General features: G+C 37.5%; 18 protein-coding genes. 13 read left to right on the plus strand and 5 right to left on the minus strand.

The window, feature by feature from the left end; all coding sequences use genetic code 11:
* Nucleotides 1-56 precede the first annotated feature (56 nt).
* From B9T28_RS07655 to B9T28_RS07670, 4 genes are all read left to right on the plus strand, one after another.
* Nucleotides 57-803: a HesA/MoeB/ThiF family protein gene (locus tag B9T28_RS07655; protein WP_086203438.1), complete on the plus strand. Its 747-nt coding sequence runs from the start codon at nucleotides 57-59 to the stop codon at nucleotides 801-803.
* A gap of 39 nt (nucleotides 804-842) precedes the next feature.
* Nucleotides 843-2141 carry an ABC1 kinase family protein gene (locus B9T28_RS07660; RefSeq protein WP_086203395.1) on the plus strand — a complete coding sequence of 433 codons (1299 nt, stop codon included), beginning with the start codon at nucleotides 843-845 and terminating at the stop codon, nucleotides 2139-2141.
* 69 nt (nucleotides 2142-2210) lie between these two features.
* Nucleotides 2211-2591, plus strand: a complete 381-nt coding sequence (gene folB / locus B9T28_RS07665; protein WP_086203396.1) for a dihydroneopterin aldolase — start codon at nucleotides 2211-2213, stop codon at nucleotides 2589-2591.
* The gene (locus tag B9T28_RS07670) at nucleotides 2548-2994 is read left to right on the plus strand and encodes a 2-amino-4-hydroxy-6-hydroxymethyldihydropteridine diphosphokinase (RefSeq protein ID WP_086203397.1); all 447 of its coding nucleotides are present in this window, start codon (nucleotides 2548-2550) and stop codon (nucleotides 2992-2994) included. Before folB ends, B9T28_RS07670 begins: the two co-directional genes overlap by 44 nt.
* Before the next feature lie 193 nt (nucleotides 2995-3187).
* Here the strand turns inward: B9T28_RS07670 and B9T28_RS07675 are convergent, their stop codons facing one another.
* The 3 genes from B9T28_RS07675 to B9T28_RS07685 form a co-directional block, all read right to left on the minus strand.
* Nucleotides 3188-3376: a hypothetical protein gene (locus B9T28_RS07675; protein ID WP_086203398.1), complete on the minus strand. Its 189-nt coding sequence runs from the start codon at nucleotides 3374-3376 to the stop codon at nucleotides 3188-3190.
* A gap of 181 nt (nucleotides 3377-3557) precedes the next feature.
* Entirely contained in the window at nucleotides 3558-4193 is a 636-nt protein-coding gene (gene coq7, locus B9T28_RS07680; RefSeq protein ID WP_086203399.1) for a 2-polyprenyl-3-methyl-6-methoxy-1,4-benzoquinone monooxygenase, read from the minus strand.
* 1 nt (nucleotide 4194) lies between these two features.
* Nucleotides 4195-5514, minus strand: a complete 1320-nt coding sequence (locus B9T28_RS07685) for an MFS transporter (RefSeq protein WP_086203400.1) — start codon at nucleotides 5512-5514, stop codon at nucleotides 4195-4197.
* Nucleotides 5515-5692: 178 nt separating this feature from the next.
* On the opposite strand from B9T28_RS07685, the gene B9T28_RS07690 reads away from it, so the two are divergent.
* The 5 genes from B9T28_RS07690 to B9T28_RS07715 all read left to right on the plus strand — a co-directional run bounded on the left by B9T28_RS07690 (nucleotide 5693) and on the right by B9T28_RS07715 (nucleotide 16935).
* Nucleotides 5693-8440, plus strand: coding sequence for an autotransporter assembly complex protein TamA (locus B9T28_RS07690; protein WP_086203401.1), 2748 nt, complete (start codon nucleotides 5693-5695; stop codon nucleotides 8438-8440).
* A gap of 35 nt (nucleotides 8441-8475) precedes the next feature.
* Nucleotides 8476-12990: a translocation/assembly module TamB domain-containing protein gene (locus B9T28_RS07695; RefSeq protein WP_086203402.1), complete on the plus strand. Its 4515-nt coding sequence runs from the start codon at nucleotides 8476-8478 to the stop codon at nucleotides 12988-12990.
* Nucleotides 12991-13235: 245 nt separating this feature from the next.
* The gene (locus tag B9T28_RS07700; protein WP_086203403.1) at nucleotides 13236-13610 is read left to right on the plus strand and encodes a hypothetical protein; all 375 of its coding nucleotides are present in this window, start codon (nucleotides 13236-13238) and stop codon (nucleotides 13608-13610) included.
* Nucleotides 13611-13733: 123 nt separating this feature from the next.
* A complete protein-coding gene (locus B9T28_RS07705; RefSeq protein ID WP_086203404.1) occupies nucleotides 13734-14003 on the plus strand; it encodes a hypothetical protein in 270 nt (89 codons plus the stop codon).
* A 292-nt stretch (nucleotides 14004-14295) separates the two neighbouring features.
* Nucleotides 14296-16935 carry a bifunctional aconitate hydratase 2/2-methylisocitrate dehydratase gene (locus tag B9T28_RS07715; protein WP_086203405.1) on the plus strand — a complete coding sequence of 880 codons (2640 nt, stop codon included), beginning with the start codon at nucleotides 14296-14298 and terminating at the stop codon, nucleotides 16933-16935.
* A gap of 103 nt (nucleotides 16936-17038) precedes the next feature.
* On the opposite strand, the gene B9T28_RS07720 is transcribed toward B9T28_RS07715, so the two are convergent.
* Nucleotides 17039-17788, minus strand: a complete 750-nt coding sequence (locus B9T28_RS07720) for a hypothetical protein (RefSeq protein WP_086203406.1) — start codon at nucleotides 17786-17788, stop codon at nucleotides 17039-17041.
* A 259-nt stretch (nucleotides 17789-18047) separates the two neighbouring features.
* Here B9T28_RS07720 and B9T28_RS07725 point away from each other — a divergent pair, with 259 nt between their 5' ends.
* The 4 genes from B9T28_RS07725 (at nucleotide 18048) to B9T28_RS07740 (ending at nucleotide 19917) form a co-directional block, all read left to right on the plus strand.
* Entirely contained in the window at nucleotides 18048-18269 is a 222-nt protein-coding gene (locus B9T28_RS07725; RefSeq protein WP_086203407.1) for a hypothetical protein, read from the plus strand.
* A gap of 216 nt (nucleotides 18270-18485) precedes the next feature.
* Complete coding sequence (locus tag B9T28_RS07730; RefSeq protein ID WP_086203408.1) at nucleotides 18486-18782, plus strand: hypothetical protein; 297 nt, start codon at nucleotides 18486-18488, stop codon at nucleotides 18780-18782.
* Nucleotides 18779-19357 (plus strand): lysozyme, encoded by a 579-nt coding sequence (locus tag B9T28_RS07735; protein ID WP_086203409.1) that lies wholly within the window; start codon nucleotides 18779-18781, stop codon nucleotides 19355-19357. Before B9T28_RS07730 ends, B9T28_RS07735 begins: the two co-directional genes overlap by 4 nt.
* A 62-nt stretch (nucleotides 19358-19419) precedes the next feature.
* A complete protein-coding gene (locus B9T28_RS07740) occupies nucleotides 19420-19917 on the plus strand; it encodes a hypothetical protein (protein WP_086203410.1) in 498 nt (165 codons plus the stop codon).
* 803 nt (nucleotides 19918-20720) lie between these two features.
* Here B9T28_RS07740 and B9T28_RS07750 read toward each other — a convergent pair.
* The gene (locus B9T28_RS07750) at nucleotides 20721-21206 is read right to left on the minus strand and encodes an Lrp/AsnC family transcriptional regulator (protein ID WP_086203412.1); all 486 of its coding nucleotides are present in this window, start codon (nucleotides 21204-21206) and stop codon (nucleotides 20721-20723) included.
* Nucleotides 21207-21431 lie beyond the last annotated feature (225 nt).

A 21431-nucleotide genomic window follows, 5' to 3' on the forward strand; every position in this document is an offset into this window, starting at 1 on the left:
AGGACACACCAGTGGTTCAGCTTATAGACACAGATTTAGAACTTACAGAAGAAGAAATGCACTTCTATTCTCGCCAAATTTTACTGGATGGCTGGGACATTGAGGCGCAAGAAAAACTTAAATTGGCTAATGTGCTAATTGTTGGCTGTGGTGGTATTGGTTGTACCACAGCAGAATTACTTGCACGTGCAGGTGTGGGGAAAATTACCCTTATTGATGCAGACACCATTGAAGTGAGTAATCTGCAACGTCAAATTGCGTATACAGCGCAAGATATTGGATTTTATAAAGCTGATATTTTGGCCAAACGCTTATATCAGGTTAACCCACATATTCGTATAGAAAGCTATATCACTAAACTCGATGCAAGCAATGCTCAACAACTGATTATAAATCAAGATTTGGTTTTAGATGGTTGTGATAATTTCACGACGCGTTATTTAGTTAATCAAATTTGTACACAATTGAATATCCCTTTAATTAGTGCCTCAGCAATAGGTTTTCAGGGTCAACTATTTATGGTTGAAGGTGAGTCTGCCTGTTATGAATGTTTATTTCCAAAACAACAGCATGCCAGTGAAAGCTTACGTTGTGCAGATTCAGGTGTACTTGCAACCACACCCAATGTGATGGCAAGTTTGCAAGCCCATCATGCATTATTATTTTTAGGTTTAGCCAAAACTCCTCTTAAGCAAAAGCTGCTGCTGTGGGATGGTTTAACGATGCAACAACGCATTTTGGCATTTGAAAAAGACAGAGATTGTGTAAACTGTCAGGCAAGCCATTCTGCACATCCCCATTAATTTGTTACACTCAGACTAATTTAATTCTACTTAGAGATTATGAAAAACAATATCTGGTTAGATGGACTGCGCTCAGTTGCCCGAGTTGGGGAAACTGCGGTAATTGCAGCAAGAGCAGGCATTAAATATGCCACTGAAAAACCAAGTAACGCAAAATTGATGCGTGAAACATTTGAGTCCTTGGGTTCTACCTATATTAAATTGGGTCAATTTATTGCCAGTACGCCATCATTATTTCCACGTGAATATGTGGAAGAATTTCAGGGTTGTTTGGATCAAACTCCATCACTACCTTTTAGTTATGTGCAAGGTGTTTTAGCTTCTGAATTTGCAGGTCGGAATTTAGATGAAATTTTTGCGTCAATTGAAGAAAAACCTTTAGCTTCAGCATCGATTGCACAAGTTCACGCGGCTAAATTGGTGAGTGGTGAAGATGTTGTGATTAAAGTGCAAAAGCCAGGTGTGGAAACCATTCTCTATACCGACTTAAATGTATTGCATTGGGCAACTAAAATTTTAGAAAAAGCAGTACCCAAAGTAAAGTTTGCTTCGCTAGCAGATATTGTTGATGAAATTAAAACGCGGATGGTACGTGAAGTTGATTTTATTGAAGAAGCACAAAATTTAGATGATTTTATTAATTATTTGAATGTCACACAAAATCAAGCTGCAACAGCACCAAAAGTCTATCATCAATATTCAACCCGCCGTGTACTGACCATGCAACGCCTATATGGTGTACCTTTAACCGATTTTGAAGTCGTGAAAAAGGTAGCGAAGGATCCATCTCAAGTGCTGGTTACGGCAATGAATACTTGGTTTGGTAGCTTAATGCTGTGTAAGAGTTTTCATGCTGACTTGCATGCTGGTAATCTGATGTTACTGGAAGATGGTCGCATTGGATTCATTGATTTTGGTATCGTTGGACAGTTAAATCCTAAAGTTTGGACTGCGTGTATGGCCTTTATGGATGCATTGCAACGGACGGATTATCCAGCAATGGCCAAAAATATGTTGAATATGGGTATGACCAGTAAACATATTGATACCGATGTTCTCGCTGCAGATCTAGAGCGTTTATTTAGTGGCGTAATCATGGCAGATCCACAACAAATACTCAGTTCAAATCCTGCGGATTTAAACGATATCATGATGGATATGGTGGGTGTAGGTGAGCGTCATGGCATTAAATTCCCACGAGATTTTGCCTTATTGTTTAAGCAGATGTTGTACTTTGATCGCTTTATGCGCATTCTTGCGCCATATACTGATATTTACGCAGACCAACGATTGCAAATGGTGCAAAATATTGATCCTCAGATACTGTTGAAAAATTAACTTTAAATCACGACTCATCTCTCTTTGGTTAGGGGGATGATTCAGTGAGAAATGAATAAAAGGTTTGCTATGGATGCAATTGTGATCGAAGGTTTAAAGGTGGAAACAGTCGTTGGTTGTTTCAATTGGGAACGTCAAATTATTCAACCTTTAATGTTAGATATGAACATTCACACTAATTTAGAGCAAGCATCTAATTCAGATGAATTACAGGATACGTTGAACTATGCAGAAATTTGTGAAATTTCAGCAAAAGTCATTCAAACCGCAGCTCCGAAATTGATCGAACATGCTGCTAAATTAGTATTAAACGCGCTTTTTACTACCTTCCCAGCGATAGATTCGATTATGATTACCATCCGTAAGCCTGCCATTATCGCGCAAGCAAATTCTGTAGGAATTCGTCTTGAACGCCACCGAAACGATATTCGCCCTAGCATTGGCGAGTAATTTTCATCCTAAACAAAACTTTGAAACTGCAATTGCACAAATTTCTGCTTTAGGTGAAGTGATATTTTCTAATATTTATTTGATCCCTTGTCGGGATGGTGTTGGCTCAGACTATTGGAATTCTGCATGTTTGTTGAAAAGTCATTTAGCCGTAAATGAAATGATGACTTTACTGAAACAAATGGAGGCTGCTTCGGGGCGGATCCGTCCATCACATCATATTTCACTAGATGTCGATTTAATTGCATGGGGTGTAGATTTGTCAGTAATGCAATTTAATCCGAAGAAAATACCTTTGGCTTTAGATGTTAAAATTCCAATGCAAGACGTTTGGAGTGATGAAAAATTTAGTCATGCGCAACATCAGTTTCCTATCGTAAGTTGTGATGCAAGAACTGAATAAAATGAGAAGAATATTTTTAAAATAATACTATTTCATATTGCTTGAAATACAATCCAAATTGTTTTTGTGGTTTTGTAAAGTTAGGATATGGATTCTTTATTTTATTAAATTCAACTTTTGAAAATATAGAGCCAACTCATATTGAAGTGGCTAAAAATATTGAATTGATTAGGATTCTAAGCAGAATATTGAATTATTGGTTTTCTGCAGCTTGAGCATGTTTTTTCGCAATTTCTGCATACTGTTGCTGATATTTCTTTTGAGTTTCAGCATCACTTTTTGCTGCAAAAAAAGCCATAACAATAATAAAAATAGGAACTAAAAGTCCTAATCCCATGAGTAACCACGGTAGAGGTTTTTTCTCAGTAGTTTTTGGGTTCATGTTGGTTTTTCCAAAATTGATCTCAGCGGCGCACTATAGCAAAATCTATTGGATTGCCCAAGTGATCAGAAAAGCTAAACTCTTAAATAGATTTTAAAAGTTGGCAGTTAAAAATAAGTTCACTACTCACTAAGAGGTGAACTTATTTTTAACTGTTTATGATCGAAAATGTGGAAATAAATTAGATAAAATAACTGGTTTTGGTCATCAGTTTAGAAATAGCAGTCATGGTAATTTTAACTGGAATGGGTAAATCGACACCGCCTGCATTTAAAGCCGTATCACGATGATGTAATTCATCTTCATTCATTTGCACTAAAATTTGACGTGAACGTTCATCTTGTGCAGGTAGCTGACTAATGTGGTGCTGTAGATGCATACTAACTTGGCGTTCAGTTTCAGCCACGAAACCTAAGCTATATTTGTCACCAGCAAGCCCTGCAATCGCGCCCATTCCAAAAGAAAGGCCATACCAGACAGGGTTGAATAAACTGGTATGACTATCCAGTTCTTTTAAACGCTCTTCACACCAAGCTAAATGATCTTGTTCCTCAATTGCAGCAAATTCCATTTCACGACGTACATTGGGAAGTTTGGCGGTTAAAGCCTGACCATGGTACAGTGCCTGAGCGCAAACTTCGCCACTATGATTGACACGCATTAAGCCCGCAACATGACGAGCCTCACTCACGCCTAATTTAGTCTCTACATCATTTGAAGGACTTGTTCTTTGTGCAGAAGTCACACCAGGAACCAGACTTCTTAAAGCTTGATCGAATGAATTGATCAGTTTGTCTATACCCGTGTATTGACGCATGTTAGTCCTCCAAGAAAATAGGGGTAGAGGCTGCCAACGGTTTAAGCCGTAGGAGTAGCCAAATACTGAAAATGGCACTGAAGATCGCAGTGATACAAAACAGTATTTTAATATCAATTTTAAATATACTTAAGATAATTATAGAGAAAACTGCGGAACAGACCATGAAAATAGCATTAAAAATATTATTTGCTGCAACGACACGAGCACGGTGTGATTTCGGTGCATACGCTTGCATCATGGCATAGAGCGGTACGATATAAAAACCACCACTTATTCCCAATAATGTCACCGCAAGCATCACGTGGTAATAGGCCATTCCTAGATGAAACATATCGCTAATGCCAATCAGGTTGCCTGTGCGTGTCGGAATAAAGGCTAAGCTGGCAGCCAAATAAAGTGCAAAAACAGTTAATCCAATTGCACCAATAGGAACCATTTTAATATTCACCGCAGCCCCCCCAATTTTTCGGCAGAGTAGTGAGCCTACACCAATACCTACCGAAAAAAAGGTGAGTAATAAACTCACGACATTTTCATTGGCATGTAAGTTTTGTTGCGTCAGTTGGGGAATTTGTGTGAGATAGGTTGCCCCATAAAACCAATACCATGAATTACCCAATAATATTAAAAACACTAGGGGTAAACTTTTTGCATATTGGATGGTTTGAAAACTGGTACGGAAAAAATTCCAATCTATATCTAAGTCTAAATTTGTGGTGGGTTGTTTTAAAATAAAACGACTACAGATGTAACCAATCACTGCAATTAGAGTCACGGTTAAGCTAATCCAAATGAGATTGCCTTGTGAGCTTGAAATCACTGCACCACCTAAAATCATCCCAATGAGAATGGCTATTGATGTTCCTGATTGGAATAAGGCATTGCCTGACATAAGTTCATTTGGTTTTAAAATATCAGGCAAAATCGCATATTTAATGGGGCCAAAGAAGGTGCTATGAGTTCCCATTAAAAACAGAGCAAATAAAAGTATCCATAAATTCCCCAATAAAAAGCCGATTGAAGCAATCAACATGATGACAATTTCTAATATCTTAATACTTCGAACTAAAAATGAACGTTCATACTTGTCTGCAATCTGTCCTGCAGTCGCAGAGAAAATAAAATAAGGTAAAATAAATAAGAGTGCAGCAAGATTGTTTAATGTGCTTATATGGGCAGATTGATGTTGAATCCACCCATAGGTAATAACCAGTAACAATGATTGTTTAAAGACATTATCATTTAAGGCCCCAAAAAATTGGGTGAGGAACATCGGTAAAAAACGACGTGTACCTAATATATGCTCATTTTTTTCCATTGTTGAATGTCTTCACTAAGTTTTATTAAGAAATGTGACGAATTGTTAACTGTATCGCAAAATCATGTATGATGTTTTAACCTTAAAAAAATGTCAAAAAACCACCTTATTTATATGTAATGTAGCACTTTAGTTCGCGATTTTTACATCAATTAAACAATGAGATTTAGAGCTCGGTATGCCAGCAAAAATTAAATTTAAAAAATCCGTGCTTGCTTATTGTTTGCAGAGCATGTTGAACACAAATGATATCAATAAATTGTTGTGTACAAGTATTTTTTTAAGTGTATTTGCTACGCCTTGTGCTTTTGCAGAACAAAGTAATGCTGAGGTTGTTCCAACAACAGCGACCTTATCCGATCAAATATTAGCGGATGCTGATTTAAAACATGCCCCAGAACAATCTAAAAATGGATTGAATCAGCCAGATTTAGCATCGAAGCAAATAGATGGCTTAGTTCAAAAGAATCAAAATACTCAACAGCAAAGTACATTTGATAGTGCGTTGATGTTACAACAACAAGAACAAAATCCAAATGAGATTTCTGATTTTAAACCGATTCAATTTGATGATTTAGAGAATTTATCCATTGCTCCGGTAGATCCCTCTTTGGTTAATGATATTTACCAAGAAGCAGAATCAGCGAAAAATGAAGCCATAAAATTTAGAGCGAATGTTAAGGTTACACCAGAAAAAACTGTTGCAGATGCGACTCATCAAGAACTCACGGAAATCAGTCAAGCACCTGTGAATGTTGATCAGTTGATCAACAGTATTAAAGCAGATAGCAAAATTGTGGTTGAGGCAAATGAATCAGGAAAGACGCTAGCGGAATCGGTATTGGATCCATTGGGCCAAGAAAAAGAAGGGCCGAATTTCTTTAAACGGTTATTACATAAAGTTCGCCCACCACAAGATAATGTGGTTGCTGTAGCCCGTATCAGTGCGGTTGTAGAGGGGGCACCAGCGTCTTTGGCCAATAATATTAAGGCACAGTTATCAAGTTTTACCACTGAAGCATTTTCAGACTTTAACTCGGCAGTTCCTCAATTACGAACGCTTTCTAATCAAGCAGCCCAAGCAGTGGGCTACTACAATGCTCAATTTAAATTTGAAAAGTTGAATCATGAAAAAGTTAAAGTTCTTGTTACACCCAATGATCCAGTCAAGGTTCAAGAGCAAAATATTGAGTTTACAGGTGCAGGAAAAAATTTAGCGCAATTTCAAGTCATTCGTGTCCTGCCTGAATTGGATATTGGCGATATTTTAAATCAAGGTTTATATGAAGCGACAAAAACTAAAATAGCAGATGCTGCAACCAATAACGGATTTTTCGATAGCTATTGGCGGTTACATGATGTCAAGGTTGAGCAACCACAAAATAAAGCATTTATAAATTTAAAATATGAAACAGGTGAGCGTTATAAGTTAGGTGAAGTCGAATTTAGAATGAGTGATCCCACTAAGCCATTACCGCTTGATTTAAAAATATTAAAAACTTTGGCGCCTTGGGAAGATGGAGCTGATTATACGGCTTGGCGTGTCAATGGTTTAGCGAATAATTTAACCAACTCACGTTATTTTAATTATACTTTGGTGGATGCAGTCAAGCCTGATCCCATTCAAAAACCATTAGAATTACCACCTGATTTACAAAAATTAGTAGATCAACAACATATCGCTGAGTCGGCATTTTTCGATCAAACTGAAGTGAAGAAAGATCTAGGTTCATCTAAGGAAGTGACGCAAAATGTAGTGGATGAAAAACAATTTGCGGGAACCAGCCCAGCTGAAGTTAATCCAAATTTACGTCAAATGAATGTACAACAACAGGCTAAAGAATCTGAAGAAGATTTATTGAGAGATCAAGCGCGTGCCGATAAAAAAATCCCAGTGATTGTGACCTTAAATGCAGACCAATTAAATAATTTAGAAGCAGGTGTTGGTTATGGCACAGATACAGGGGTACGTTTGCGGGGGCAGTATCGCCGTGCCATTGTCAATCATCTTGGGCATTCTTTTGATGCCAATATGGAATTATCACAAATTCGTCAATCTTTTGATAGTCGCTATAATATTCCCTATAAACATCCATTAAATGATTTTATTAGTGTGGTTGGTGGTTATGAGCGCGAAGAGCATGGTGCTGTCGGTAACGACCTCAGTTTGGTGATTGAGTCTGCCGTAGCAGGTGTAGATCGAATTATTAAAGGTTCACGCAAAGAGTGGCAACATATTTTTGGTGTACGCTATCGTCTAGATCGCATTACTCAGCAAGGAATTATTGATAGCAGTGATATTCCAGATGCTTTTTTAATACCTGGTGCGCAACCGCAACAACAATCCTTACTACTGGGTTATGAAACAACCAAAACAAACAGTGATAATCGTCTGAATCCAACACGTGGTTTTAAACAAAGTTATAAGATTCAACTTGGAAGTGAGTCATTATTGTCAGATACTGATATGGTGATTACCAATGCCAATTGGAGTGCTTTATATTCATTTGGGCAAAATAATGATTATCAGCTTATTGCTAGTGCTGATCTGGGATATATTTTTGCAAAAGATTTTGAAAAAGTTCCTTATAACTTAAAATTTTTTGCTGGTGGGGATCAGAGTTTACGCGGGTTTGATTATAAAAGCTTATCGCCCATAGAATATGGCTATAAAGTCGGTGGACAGGCTTTAGCCGTTGGTTCTTTGGAATATAATTATCAATTTAAAGAAGGTTGGCGCGCAGCAGTATTTACAGATTTTGGTAATGCATATGATGATAAGTTTAAAAATGGTACAGAATATAGTCTAGGTTTGGGGATCCGTTGGAAGTCTCCAATTGGTGCTATTCGTCTAGATATCGCATCCGGTATTTCAGATCCAGCACATCCTATTCGACTACATTTTTTTATCGGTCCACAAATTTAATAGCTTAAAAATAAATAGAGAGTTTTGGAACAGTTATGGCTGAAGATGAGCAGCAAGTGCAACAATTACCTGAACAGCAAGAAAAAAGACGTCATACTCTACGTAATGTGTTGTTGAGTCTTGCACTCGTTTTAGGCGTGTTAATTGCAGCTTTGGCCGTTATGTTTTCTACAGACAAAGGTAGTAAATTTTTACTTGATCGAGTTTTGTCTCATCAACAAATGATCAAGTACCAGTATGAAAGTGGTAATTTACTTCATGGGATTATTCTAAAAAATATTTTAGTCAGCTTAAAACCTGTTGATATCCAAATTGATCGTGCTGATGTTTCATTAGGATGGCGTGCCGTTTTAGATAAAGAAATTCATTTGAGTCATGCAGACGTTAATAATTTACGCATTATTACTAAATCTCCTCCTAGTCATGAGCCATTCAAGTTTAATGAAATTAAACTTCCTTTTATTTTACGCGTAGATCATGCCACGCTTGATCATCTAGCGATTCAAGTGGCTGCAGTGACTGTCGATTTTCATGAAATTGAATTGAATAAGACATTATGGTCGGGTACTGCATTAACATTTGAAAATACTAAAATGGATATGGGGTACCTTGCGGTCAAAGGTGCCACAGGCAGTATTAAATTTGAAGGTAAATATCCAATTGATGCGAAAGCCATTGTGCATTTGCCGTCATTGCAAAGTCTAAATATCAAAGATATTCATGTCCGCGCACGCGGGACATTAGATACAATTCGTGCAGGTGTGGCGACGACGACACCAGATTTGCTCACGGGATGGGCAGTTGTACATCCGATGCGACCACAAGTTCCGATGAGTGGTGCTCTAATCTTTAAAAATTATCATTGGCCATTATTGCTTGATCAAAAGTTATTGTCTAAAGAAGGGGTAGCCAAATTTTCTGGCAATATACAAAGGCTCGATTTGGAGGTTAATACTGACATCAGTGGTCAAAATATTCCTGAGGGTAAATATACTGCAACGGCACATACCGACCTAATTCATCAATTGGATATTGGCCAGTTAAATGGTCAATTAATGGGTGGCTCAGTTAATATAGCCGGTTTAGTTAGTTGGCAAGATCATGTGCATTGGGATTTAAATGGACGTTTAGACCGAATTAGTCCAAAAGATAAAATTATTCCGCAGGTGATTCGTGATTTTTTACCGCCGAGTTTAGATGCCAAAATCGAATCCAAAGGCGCCTTAAAACAAGGTCTGCAAGTTACCGCAAATGTCGCTTTTGATAAATTTGAAACATGGAATGTTAAACTTAATCAGGCAGCACAGAAAAATCAAAAACCTGAGCCAATGCTGTTAGATGTTGACTGGAAAAATATTGATCGTGCAGTCCCTTATATTGGTTGGTTAGCAAGTAACTCGGGCAATGTAAAACTTACTTTACATGAGGGTAAGCAAGATATTCATGTTGCAACAGTCATTAGTAAACATGATCAGGCAATGCTTCCAGCAGGTAAATATGATGCTCAACTCAATGTAAAATATAATAATTTAAACATACCAACTTTTAGTTATTTGGCAGATAAAGGCAGTTTGACTGGGAATGCAGTGGTGCAACTACCCGATACCAAGCAACAATTAAAATGGAATGCATTGTTAACTGCAAAAGATTTTAATCCCCAAACTGTTGTTACAACAGCACCGATTAATCTTCTCAATGGGCAAATTAAGGCTCATGGTTATGCAAAACCGAATGAACAAATTATTCAATTGGCTTCCATTGATTTAACGGGACAAATTGCGAATCAAGCTAATCCTGAAATAGTTAAATTAACAGGTAAAAGTACCGTTGCTGTTCAGTTTTATGATGCAAAATCGGGTGGTGGATTTAAAAGTTTTGGGGTGCAATATGACGGTGCATTGAATGCAAAACAAATGCAGCAAGGTAACGGCTTATTAAAATTTAAAGTAGCGGGAACTCCAGAGCTAATTAAAATTTATGAATTAAAACATGATGGTGTGGCTGGTCAAATTTTAGCGAATGGTTCGGTTTATCTAAATAAAGCCATCATTTGGGATTTAAATGCATCATTGGTGCATTTCAAACCACATTATTTTATTTCATCTTTACGGGGTGAAATTTCTGGAAATGTCAAAACCAAAGGGACTTGGAGTGATCAACTTAAGCGCATTAATATTGAACGGCTGAATTTGGCAGGGATCATTAACAATAAACCACTGCGTGGCCGTGGAAATTTAGCCGTTGTTTTAAATTCGAATCAAAAAGGTTTTTTACCACAACAGTTTGAAGCAAATAATTTATTCTTGTCGTATGCCAATAATCAATTGCAAGCAACAGGCAATGCTCAAAATCTTAAATTAAATCTGAATGCACCAGCACTGTATGAGCTTTATCCTGGACTCCGTGGAAAAGCTTATGGTTATTTAAATATACAGGCTCAGCCACGACTGAGTGCAACAGCAAATCTAGCGGTAGATAATTTTGGATTCAATGACACATTGAGTGTCAAAAAAATCAGTCTGAAAGGTGAATTACCAACTTCTGAAACTGTAGCGACTAAAATGGTGGCACAGTTAGATAGCTTACGTAGTGGTGGACGTGAAATTCAACATGCTGCACTAACCCTTTCGGGGACGCGAAAAGCACATTTATTGCAACTCCAAGCTTGGAATTATTACTCGAAATTTTACGTACAATTAGCTGGTGGATTTAATCCGCAAAATGATTGGCTCGGTCAAATTCAAAAAGGTGAGTTTGACTCGGTACGGATCCATTTGCTGCAAGAGCAGAATGCGCCAGTTATTTTTACATCTGCAAAGTCTGAGTTATTTGTAGGGCAACATTGTTGGTCGAGTCAACAAAGCCAACTTTGTTTTGATCAACCTATTCGCGTTAGTAGTGCAAAGGGAAATGTTTCATTCTTAACTAAAAATTTAGATTTACATGATTTTTCTACCTTTATGCCAGAAGGTTTAGCCATGACGGGTAAATTAAATGGTTACGCCAAAGCATCTTGGGCACAGGGTGGACAACCTAAATTAGATGCACGACTGGTTACACGTAATGGCGAAATTGGTTTGGCTGCGGCAGATCCAGAAGATATTGCATCGACGATGCATTATGACGAAGCCAGTATTATTGTTAAGAGTGTAGCGAATGGGTTACTTTTACGTACTGATTTAAAAGCCCCTAATATTGGTACAGGTTATGCAAATGTGATTATCAATCCATATGTCGCCAGTAAACCTATGCGCGGTGAAGTCGCTTTTAATGATGTGCAGCTCAAAATTTTAAAACCATTTATCGCGGATGTACGAAAAATCGAAGGCTCATTGGCCCTTGCAGGAAAAATAAGTGGAACGCTGACACAGCCGTTATTTGATGGTGAAATGCGCTTAAAAAATGGCGCCATCAGCATGATTTCTTTACCTGTGGATTTAACCAATATTCAAGTCTACTCGTCGATCCAACAAGATCATGCCACCTTAAATGGTGCATTTAATAGTGGTCGTGGCGTAGGTACTTTAAAGGGAAATATTGATTGGAAAAATGATCCAAGTGTACATTTACAATTAAATGGCAAGCAGTTACTGGTGCGTCAAGCTCCATTGGTGACAGCAATTGTGGATACAGATATTGCGGTTGATATATTGCCAATTAGTAAAAAAATTGCAGTAAAAGGCAAAGTAGATGTACCACGGGCACTCATTTCAATGCCTGAGGCGACGGCTACAGTGGTGAGTGTTTCTCCTGATGTGCGTGTTGTGCATGAGGGAGATGATCAACTCGCTATACTTAAAGCCGCGAAACCATGGGATATTCGTGCAGATCTTGAGGTGAGTTTGGGTAATCAGGTTGTCTTTCAAGGCTTCAATAGTCGTATTCCTCTGGTTGGCCGTCTTTATTTATCTCAACGAGGCTTGGAAACTGCAATGCGTGCCAACGGTGCGATTGGCGTAAGTCAAAAAGTAACGATTGAAGCCTACGGTCAAAAACTGGATTTGAACCGTGCCATTGCGCGTTTTAATGGTCCATTGGCGAATCCGACTTTGGATGTCGATGCGAATAAGAGTATTTCAGGAAGTGTTGTTGGGGTACGTGTGATTGGGACGGCAAGCAGTCCAAATATTCAAGTTTATAATGATGCTGGATTATCTGAACAAGAAGCGATGAATGCACTACTGACAGGGCGCATCAATGAAGGTACAAGTGGTTTAAGTAATGCGGAAGGGTTTAAATCTGACGTAAATAATACGATTGCTGCTGCTGGTATTAGTTTGGGCTTGGGCGGAACGCGCGCATTTACCAATCAAATTGGTCGAAATTTTGGTTTAAGTGGTTTGGCATTAGATGCACAGGGAACAGGTGATGATACGCAAGTAAGCCTAACAGGTTATATCACACCAGATTTATATATCCGTTATGGTGTTGGAGTCTTTACCCCAGTCAATAAGCTTACGCTACGCTATCAAATGAACAAACGATTATATTTGGAAGCCAGTCAATCTTTAGAAAAAGCCATTGACGTCTTCTATCATTGGCGATTCTAAGTATTTCCCTCAAAATATTTTCAAAAAGCCCATCAAACGATGAGCTTTTTCTGGGGCTAATCTAAAATGGTTGGCGCAGACTTTATTCTGAAGTTATGCTTATGTTGGGACTATGACTCAATTAAGATGCGTTATAAAGTAGAGAAAAATCCATCTGTAGAGGGTATATTTTTGCTTAAAATAAATAAGAAACGCTCCCATTTAGGCAAAGATTTAGTATGATATGCGGTATGAGGAGAGACGTAATGAAAAAGTTAGTGATCTTGGGTGCAATTAGCACTGTTTTAGTTATGGCAGGCTGTTCTGAAAAAAAACCTGCGACTCCTGAAGAAATTTGGAAAGGCTATTGTACCAGTATTGGAAATGCTGCGCGTTCGATTACATTAGATCGTCAAAACGGTATTACCCAAAAAGAAGCTGTGGAAAATGCCAATAAATTGACAGATCCAACGACTAAAGCATTTATTATAGCACAAATTGAAAAAATTTATGCATTGCCACAAGAGCAGCTTAAAGCGGATAAAGATGCTGTTCAAGCTCAGTTTAAACAACAAGCTTTTGAGATATGTTTAAACACACCGCATGACCCAGCTAAAATGCCAGATTACAAACCGTTCTAAGGAACGGTTTTTTTCTTAAAGTTTAATGTTCGATATTTTATGAAACAAAAAAGGATTAGCATAAAAACAGAAAAGCTTATATAAAATATTAATATAATAAATAAAAAGTACAAGGAGCTGAAAATGGAAGTAGTCGCATATTTACATAATGCAGATTTGCTCTTAGAAGACGAGCGAGGTGTCGCTGTGATTGGCGGAAGTCATTATGTGCTGAGTTTAGGTGATAAAGTCATTATTCAACAAATGATTGATGAGCATACTCAGTTATATCAAGTACAAATTTCATTTGCCTGTGCGGAACATGCTATGCTGCATACAGATGAAATCCAAATGAAATTTGAAGGCTGCCGTGAGCAGTTTAAACAATATCAACAAAATACAACTGTCCACTAAGGTGGAATGTACTTAAAACCGAATAAGAGGCAACATGAGTTGCCTTTTTTATGGCAATAAACGAGTCAAAAGTAATGCAATGAAACAGCACGTTTTGCTGTTGAAGGGGTGTTGTTTAGATGCAGCTACAGTTAAGGTATTTATTTACAAAATAATGGGCATCACGAATAAACACGCTACTTGCATTAACTTTTGACTCGATTTTTAGTAAAATTTGATAGTCCATATTACTTGTGAAGCTTTAAAGAAGCTGGAATTCATAAGTAATTTTTTAAAAAAGAGGAATAACACCGTGCTAGAAGCTTACCGCCAACACGTAGAAGAACGTGCTGCACTCGGAGTCCCACCGAAGCCACTTGATGATGTTCAAACTGCTGACTTGGTTGAACTGTTAAAAAATCCACCGGCTGGTGAAGAGGCATTCTTAGTTGATTTGCTTGAAAATCGTGTTCCTGCAGGTGTTGACCAAGCTGCTTATGTTAAAGCTGCATTCCTTGCTGCTGCTGCAAAAGGTGAAGCAACTTCACCTTTAATTTCTAAAGAGCGTGCTGTTTACTTACTCGGTACTATGCTTGGTGGTTATAACGTAGCACCTTTAGTTGCATTGCTTGATGATGCTGAACTGTCTGAATTAGCTGCTGAAGCGTTGAAAAAAACACTTTTAGTATTTGATGCATTCCATGACGTTGCTGATAAAGCAAAAGCGGGCAATGCCAATGCACAAGCTGTTATGCAGTCTTGGGCAGATGCTGAATGGTTTACAAGCCGTAAAGATGTTCCTGAAGAAATCAAACTGACTGTATTCAAAGTCACTGGCGAAACAAACACAGACGACTTGTCACCTGCACAAGACGCTTGGAGCCGTCCAGATATTCCATTACATGCTAATGCGATGTTGAAAAACGTACGTGATGGTATTAACCCAGAAGTTCCGGGTGAAGTTGGTCCATTAAAGCAAATTAAAGAACTCATCGCGAAAGGCAACCAAGTCGCTTACGTTGGTGACGTTGTTGGTACGGGTTCAAGCCGTAAATCTGCAACGAACTCTGTGCTTTGGTTCTTCGGTGACGACATTGCGCACATCCCGAACAAAAAAGATGGCGGTTATTGCTTAGGTTCTAAAATTGCGCCGATCTTCTTCAATACGATGGAAGATGCGGGTGCTTTACCGATCGAGATTGATGTTGCTAACATGAACATGGGCGATGAAATCGTTCTTAAGATTGATCATGCTGCTGCAAAAGTAACTGCGTTCAAAGCTGGCGAACAAATCGCTGAATCTGAACTTAAAACGCCTGTTCTTCTTGACGAAGTTCGTGCGGGTGGTCGTATCAACTTAATCGTTGGTCGTGGCTTAACCACTAAAGCGCGTGAAGCTTTAGGTCTTCCAGTTTCTACATTGTTCCGTGTTCCAGTACAACCTGCTGCTACTGGCAAAGGCTTTACTCAAGCACAGAAAATGGTTGGTCGCGCATGTGGTCTTCCTGAAGGTCAAGGTGTACTTCCAGGTACTTACTGTGAACCTAAGATGACGACTGTTGGTTCGCAAGATACTACAGGTCCAATGACGCGTGACGAATTGAAAGACTTGGCTTGCCTAGGTTTCTCTGCTGACCTTGTTATGCAATCTTTCTGTCATACAGCTGCATATCCAAAGCCAATTGATGTACAAATGCAACACTCGCTTCCTGATTTCATCATGAACCGTGGTGGTGTGTCTTTACGCCCAGGTGACGGTATTATTCACTCTTGGTTAAACCGTATGCTTCTTCCAGATACTGTTGGTACTGGTGGTGACTCACATACGCGTTTCCCAATTGGTATTTCGTTCCCAGCGGGTTCTGGTCTTGTAGCATTTGCTGCTGCAACTGGTGTTATGCCATTAGACATGCCTGAATCTGTACTTGTTAAGTTCAAAGGTAAAATGCAGCCTGGTATCACACTTCGTGACCTAGTACATGCAATTCCTTACTACGCGATTCAAGCGGGTGACTTAACTGTAGAGAAGAAGGGTAAGAAAAACATCTTCTCTGGTCGTATCTTAGAGATCGATCTTCGTGAAATGGAAACTGACCTCACTGTTGAGCAAGCATTCGAACTTTCTGATGCTTCTGCTGAACGTTCTGCTGCTGGTTGTTCTATCACGCTTTCTGAAGAGAAAGTTGCTGAATACCTGAAATCAAACATTACCATGCTTAAGTGGATGATCTCTGAAGGTTATGGCGATGCACGTACGATGGCTCGTCGTGTAGAGAACATGGAAAAATGGTTAGCGAATCCATCACTTCTTCAAGCTGATGCTGATGCTGAATACACGAAAGTGTATGAAATTGATCTTGCTGACATTAAAGAACCTGTTCTTTGCTGCCCGAACGATCCAGATGATGCAAAACTTCTTTCTGACGTTCAAGGCGTGAAAATTGACGAAGTATTCGTTGGTTCTTGTATGACAAATATCGGCCACTTCCGTGCGACTGGTAAATTGTTAGAAAAAGTTCCAGGCGGTGTATTGTCAACTCGTTTGTGGATTGCTCCACCGACGCGTATGGACGAACGTCAATTGATGGAAGAAGGTTTCTATAACATTTATGGTAAAGCTGGCGCGCGTACTGAAATGCCAGGTTGTTCATTATGTATGGGTAACCAAGCACGTGTAGCTCCGAACACGACTTGTGTGTCGACTTCTACGCGTAACTTCCCGAACCGTTTAGGTCAAGGAGCTAACGTTTACTTAGCTTCTGCTGAACTTGCATCTGTTGCTGCTGTACTTGGTAAATTACCAAGCCCAGAAGAATATCAACAATATGCAGCTCAAATTGACAGCATGTCTGCTGACATCTATCAGTACTTAAGCTTCGACAAAATGGGCGACTATACTGACGCTGCTGCGAATGTTGATACGAAGAAAATTGCTGCTGCTCAATTGTCTTAATTGAATAAGTAGTTGAAAATAAGGGCTGATTTATCAGCCTTTATTTTTTATATATAATGCATTTTCAGAAAGTTTAATCAAGTACGTACTGTGATAATTAAAATTAATCAAAAAAATTAAATTCTTCTAATTCACCTATAAACAAAACTTTTCTATTAGCGATCCATTCTGATCCACTTCTTTCATCGACGTCGATTAAGTAGAAATAATTTATAAAGAAACATCCAATATGTTCACTAAAACTGAAGCCTAATTGTTTCGAATTATCTTGAAAAATGTGATATGACATTTCTGTTTTTCCAATAGGCGAGTGAAAACAATCTTTGCCAAATTTTATTATTATTTCTTTATTTAAACTCATGGTAATTTTCAAACCAGTATTGAAGAAATCTCGATCATTTTTAAGTATTTCGACTACATCAAAAGGAACTTCAAAGTCAGGATTTGCATAAATTCGGCATCCGAAAGATTTTAAAAAATATTTGAATAAATTAGTTTGTTGGATAGGAAAATCATCTCCGTATACTTCTTCGAAATCAATAAAACGTTTTTCTAAAATTAAATCACTATTATCTATAACGTATCGAATAAATTGATCGTATGCATGGTCATAAGGTTGAGTTAGTTGATTGTTACATTGCTTACATAAATCTTTTGGATTTTTAAGTACATCAGAGTTTGCACCTTGAAGTTTGGTTTGCTTTCCATCTTTATAATGAATTGGTTGTTTTTCTCCTAAGCTAGAATATGAACCTTTGCCATAAGCACGAACAATATCGGCTTTTTTTAAAGCATGTTCAGAAGTATCTGCAATATTAGTATTACATATCCAACATAAGCGAGATGCATTCATATTTGTAATCATTAAATCCTTCTTAATATTTTGTGTTTTGACTTTTGAACATTCTAAATAATTTTCTCTATTAGTTCTTTTTTTAAACTAGCATATTGATACTCTGTAATTAGCTTAGCTAATTAACAGTCCATTTGAAAGTAGCTTCTAATATTGATTTCCGAGAAAGATAAACATAACAAAAATCTGTACTTTACACCTAATCTAATAAATCGTTTAATCACCGCATGATTCAGTGATTTAAAAAGTTGATGTAAAAATGGCAAAACAAGCACGGTTTTTATGTATTGGTGGGTTTCTTAACGGATCAGCCGTGAAAGACCAAGGTGACAGCTTTGAATGTATTGAGCAGTCAAAAAAAGTGACCTATCGAAAGCTTGAAATTTTTCATCCCGATTTATGGGATGACTATTACTATGTGTGTGAAACAACCACGGATAAACAAGCTCAAAATTGGGTGTATGACATCGATTCTAACTAATTGTTTATAGATAAATACATTTTTAAACCGAGGTTCAGATTGTAAAAATGATTTGAGCCATCAAACCTAAGTGATGCCAATTTAATATGTATTCATAGAATTCATCATGGCGTGCTTTACACTTTTCTAGCCGAACTTTTAAATTTAATGATGTATTGAAAAACAAATGATTGCCGCTTTAGCGGTTTTTTCATGCCAAAAATATAGGAGTGGTTCATAAATGCTTCACTGAGTATCAAAGATTTGCCATGGTTATTTAAAATTACGATGGGTGTAATTATGAAATTCACCTTCAGCGTTGCAATTAGCTTATATGGCGGTTCAGCATTTATCGAATACTATGAGCTCAGTCATTACTCACACATGGTGCAGGGGTTTGTGATGTTGATGTTTGCGGTATTTGGAATGCTCTGCATAGGTATCATTTATCAGGCAGTTCAATTATGGAAAGGCAAGACATTGGCTGAAATTATCACTGAAGTAAGAGCAACATTCGGAGCAATATTTAAATGAAGATGATTTTTGATAAATTGCGTGAATTATGTGGTGGGCAGCTCACTCAGAAACAAGTTGATGCTGCCAATACTGCAATCGCTACAGCTTCAGATACTGTAATTTCCGATATGCTGGGTATTGCTGTAGATGTAATGACAGTCAGTAAATTTGGTGTGGATCTGATCTGTGGTTTTGAGGGAAAGCGACTAGCTGCCTATGATGATGGAGTGGGTGTCTGGACCATTGGTTTTGGTACCACGATCTATCCAAATGGCATACGTGTTAATAAAGGTGATACTTGCACTGAAGCACAAGCCAAAGCGTATATGGCACATGATTTAAAGAAATTTGAACAGGCTGTAAATGATGCTGTAAATACACCTTTAAATCAGAATCAATTTGATGCGTTAGTATCTTTAACCTACAACATTGGTACTGGGGCATTTAAGAACTCGACTTTACTTAAAAGACTCAATGCAGGGGATTATCAAGCTGCTGCCAATCAATTTGATGTTTGGGTAAAGGCTAGCGGTAAGACGATGCAGGGTTTGGTAAATCGACGGAATTCTGAAAAGTCATTGTTCTTAAAGTGAAGTTTTTAATTATTATGCTGTGCATCCATTTCTCAGGTTGCACAGCGCAAAAGAGGTAGTGAATGAAACGAAAATATTGGATTTTACTTTCACCAATAATTTTGATTGCGTGTAGCCAAGATTGGAAAGCTGATCTAGGCTTCGGATGCCATATGAATGGAAAACTTTGCTTTGAATCTTTTGATTATTCAAACTCTAGTGCGACCAATCTTATTTTGACATCCAATAATACTGACTATCAAATAGAAGTTAAAAATTTTTGGACGAATTGGTTGGGATGCAAGGCTATAGATAGTGTAACAACCATTTGCTCAGCACAACAGTTGACGATATCTTTAAATGACTTGGATAAGCAGTGTGAGGGAAAAATTGATATTGTACAATACCCAAAAAATAAGTGGGTTTTAAAGTATTATATTATAAAATATAGTAATAATACCGTCCCTCCCTATGTAGTCAAGGAGGTAGATATTTATGAATTATTAAGAACAATGGAATTAGAAGAATGGCAAAAAAAACAATTTATTAATTATAAACAAGAGGTATTATGTGGCGAATAATTATTATGTCGTATGTTCTAAAATTAACATAATACACCTTATGCGAAATACTTAAATATAAAGCTGGTATGTGGGTAGAGTTGGTAGGAAGAGCGTTACAGGAATGGGTGAGTCGATAGAAGTCTGAAAAGTTATTGTTCTTAAAATGAAGTTTTTAATCATTATACTGTGCATCTCATTCTCAGGCTGAACAGCACATTCGATTATTACGAGTGGTATTGCTTATTTAAATACTTAAGCAAATGACATACCAACCAATAGATTAAAATAGGAATACCAAGAATAATCAGAGTAGATAAAATATATGAGACCCACACTGGTACTCCAAACCCAAAAGAAAAAGTAAACACTAAATTATTTAGAGCCTCAATTGGATTAAGATCAAAAAAACTAAATTCACCCCCACTACCTGAAAAAAAATAGCAAAATGATAAAAAAATAAAAAATGCGAATAAGCCGCTAATAAATTGATATAGTTTCATAGGGTTCTCAAGCAGACCATTCAGTTTTAATCGTAAATTGTATGTAAAGGCAGAGCCATGTTTTCATTTTTTCTCTAATTATTTTGTATAAAAATTGATAATATAATAATTTTAAATTTGGTTCGATTAAGTGTAGACAACTTATTTGTTACGCCAGCTTTTACGTAAATAGCTTGTAAGTTGTTGATTTTATATGTTAAAAAGCCCCGTGGTTAGGGGCTAGTCGTATATAAGTCAAGCTCATATACTGTAAGAGGCTCATCTCAAACTGAGGGTATTAAAACACAAATACAGATAATTTTCAGCAAAAGAATTCTAAACTTACTCAATCAACATCAAATCTGCAGCATTCGCCAACTTCAAAGGACGTAAAGCAAAAATAGAACGGGTATGACGAACGGCTTTCATCGAGTATAAATTCTTACGCAAAAAACGCTCATAATGCTCAGAATTTTTTACTGCAACTTTCACCAAATAATCATAATCACCTGTAACCAAATGCGCTTCAATCACTTCAGGCATATTGGCTAAGGCGTCACTGAACTCATTGAGAATTTCATCATCATGACGTTCTAAAGTAATTTCAATAAAAAACAACTCATTAATACCAATCGCTTTCGGATTAATATTTGCTGTATAGCCCTCAATGACTTTTAGTGATTCAAGACGTTTTACCCGCGTCCAACACGGTGAAGAAGACAAACCGACCATGTCTGCCAATTGGGCAACGGTTAAACGACCATCTTGTCTGAGTGCCGATAAAATTTTCCGATCAATCTTGTCTAGTGTGTATTGACTATCATTCATAAGCGATACCACAGTAAATATTTTCGTAAAATATAGTAATAGTGAAATTTAATTCCGAAAAACATCTAAATTAGATTCATATACGGGAAACATTCCGTACTCCAATCTTATAAAATAATCTTATTCAATCAAAGACATTTGGGAGAGTGGCTTTGATTCTATAGATCATATCTTTAACGGAAGGGTGCCATTAAAGATGTGATCTATAACCTCATTTATAATAAA

The organism is Acinetobacter silvestris, from assembly GCF_002135235.1.
Lineage (GTDB): Bacteria > Pseudomonadota > Gammaproteobacteria > Pseudomonadales > Moraxellaceae > Acinetobacter > Acinetobacter silvestris.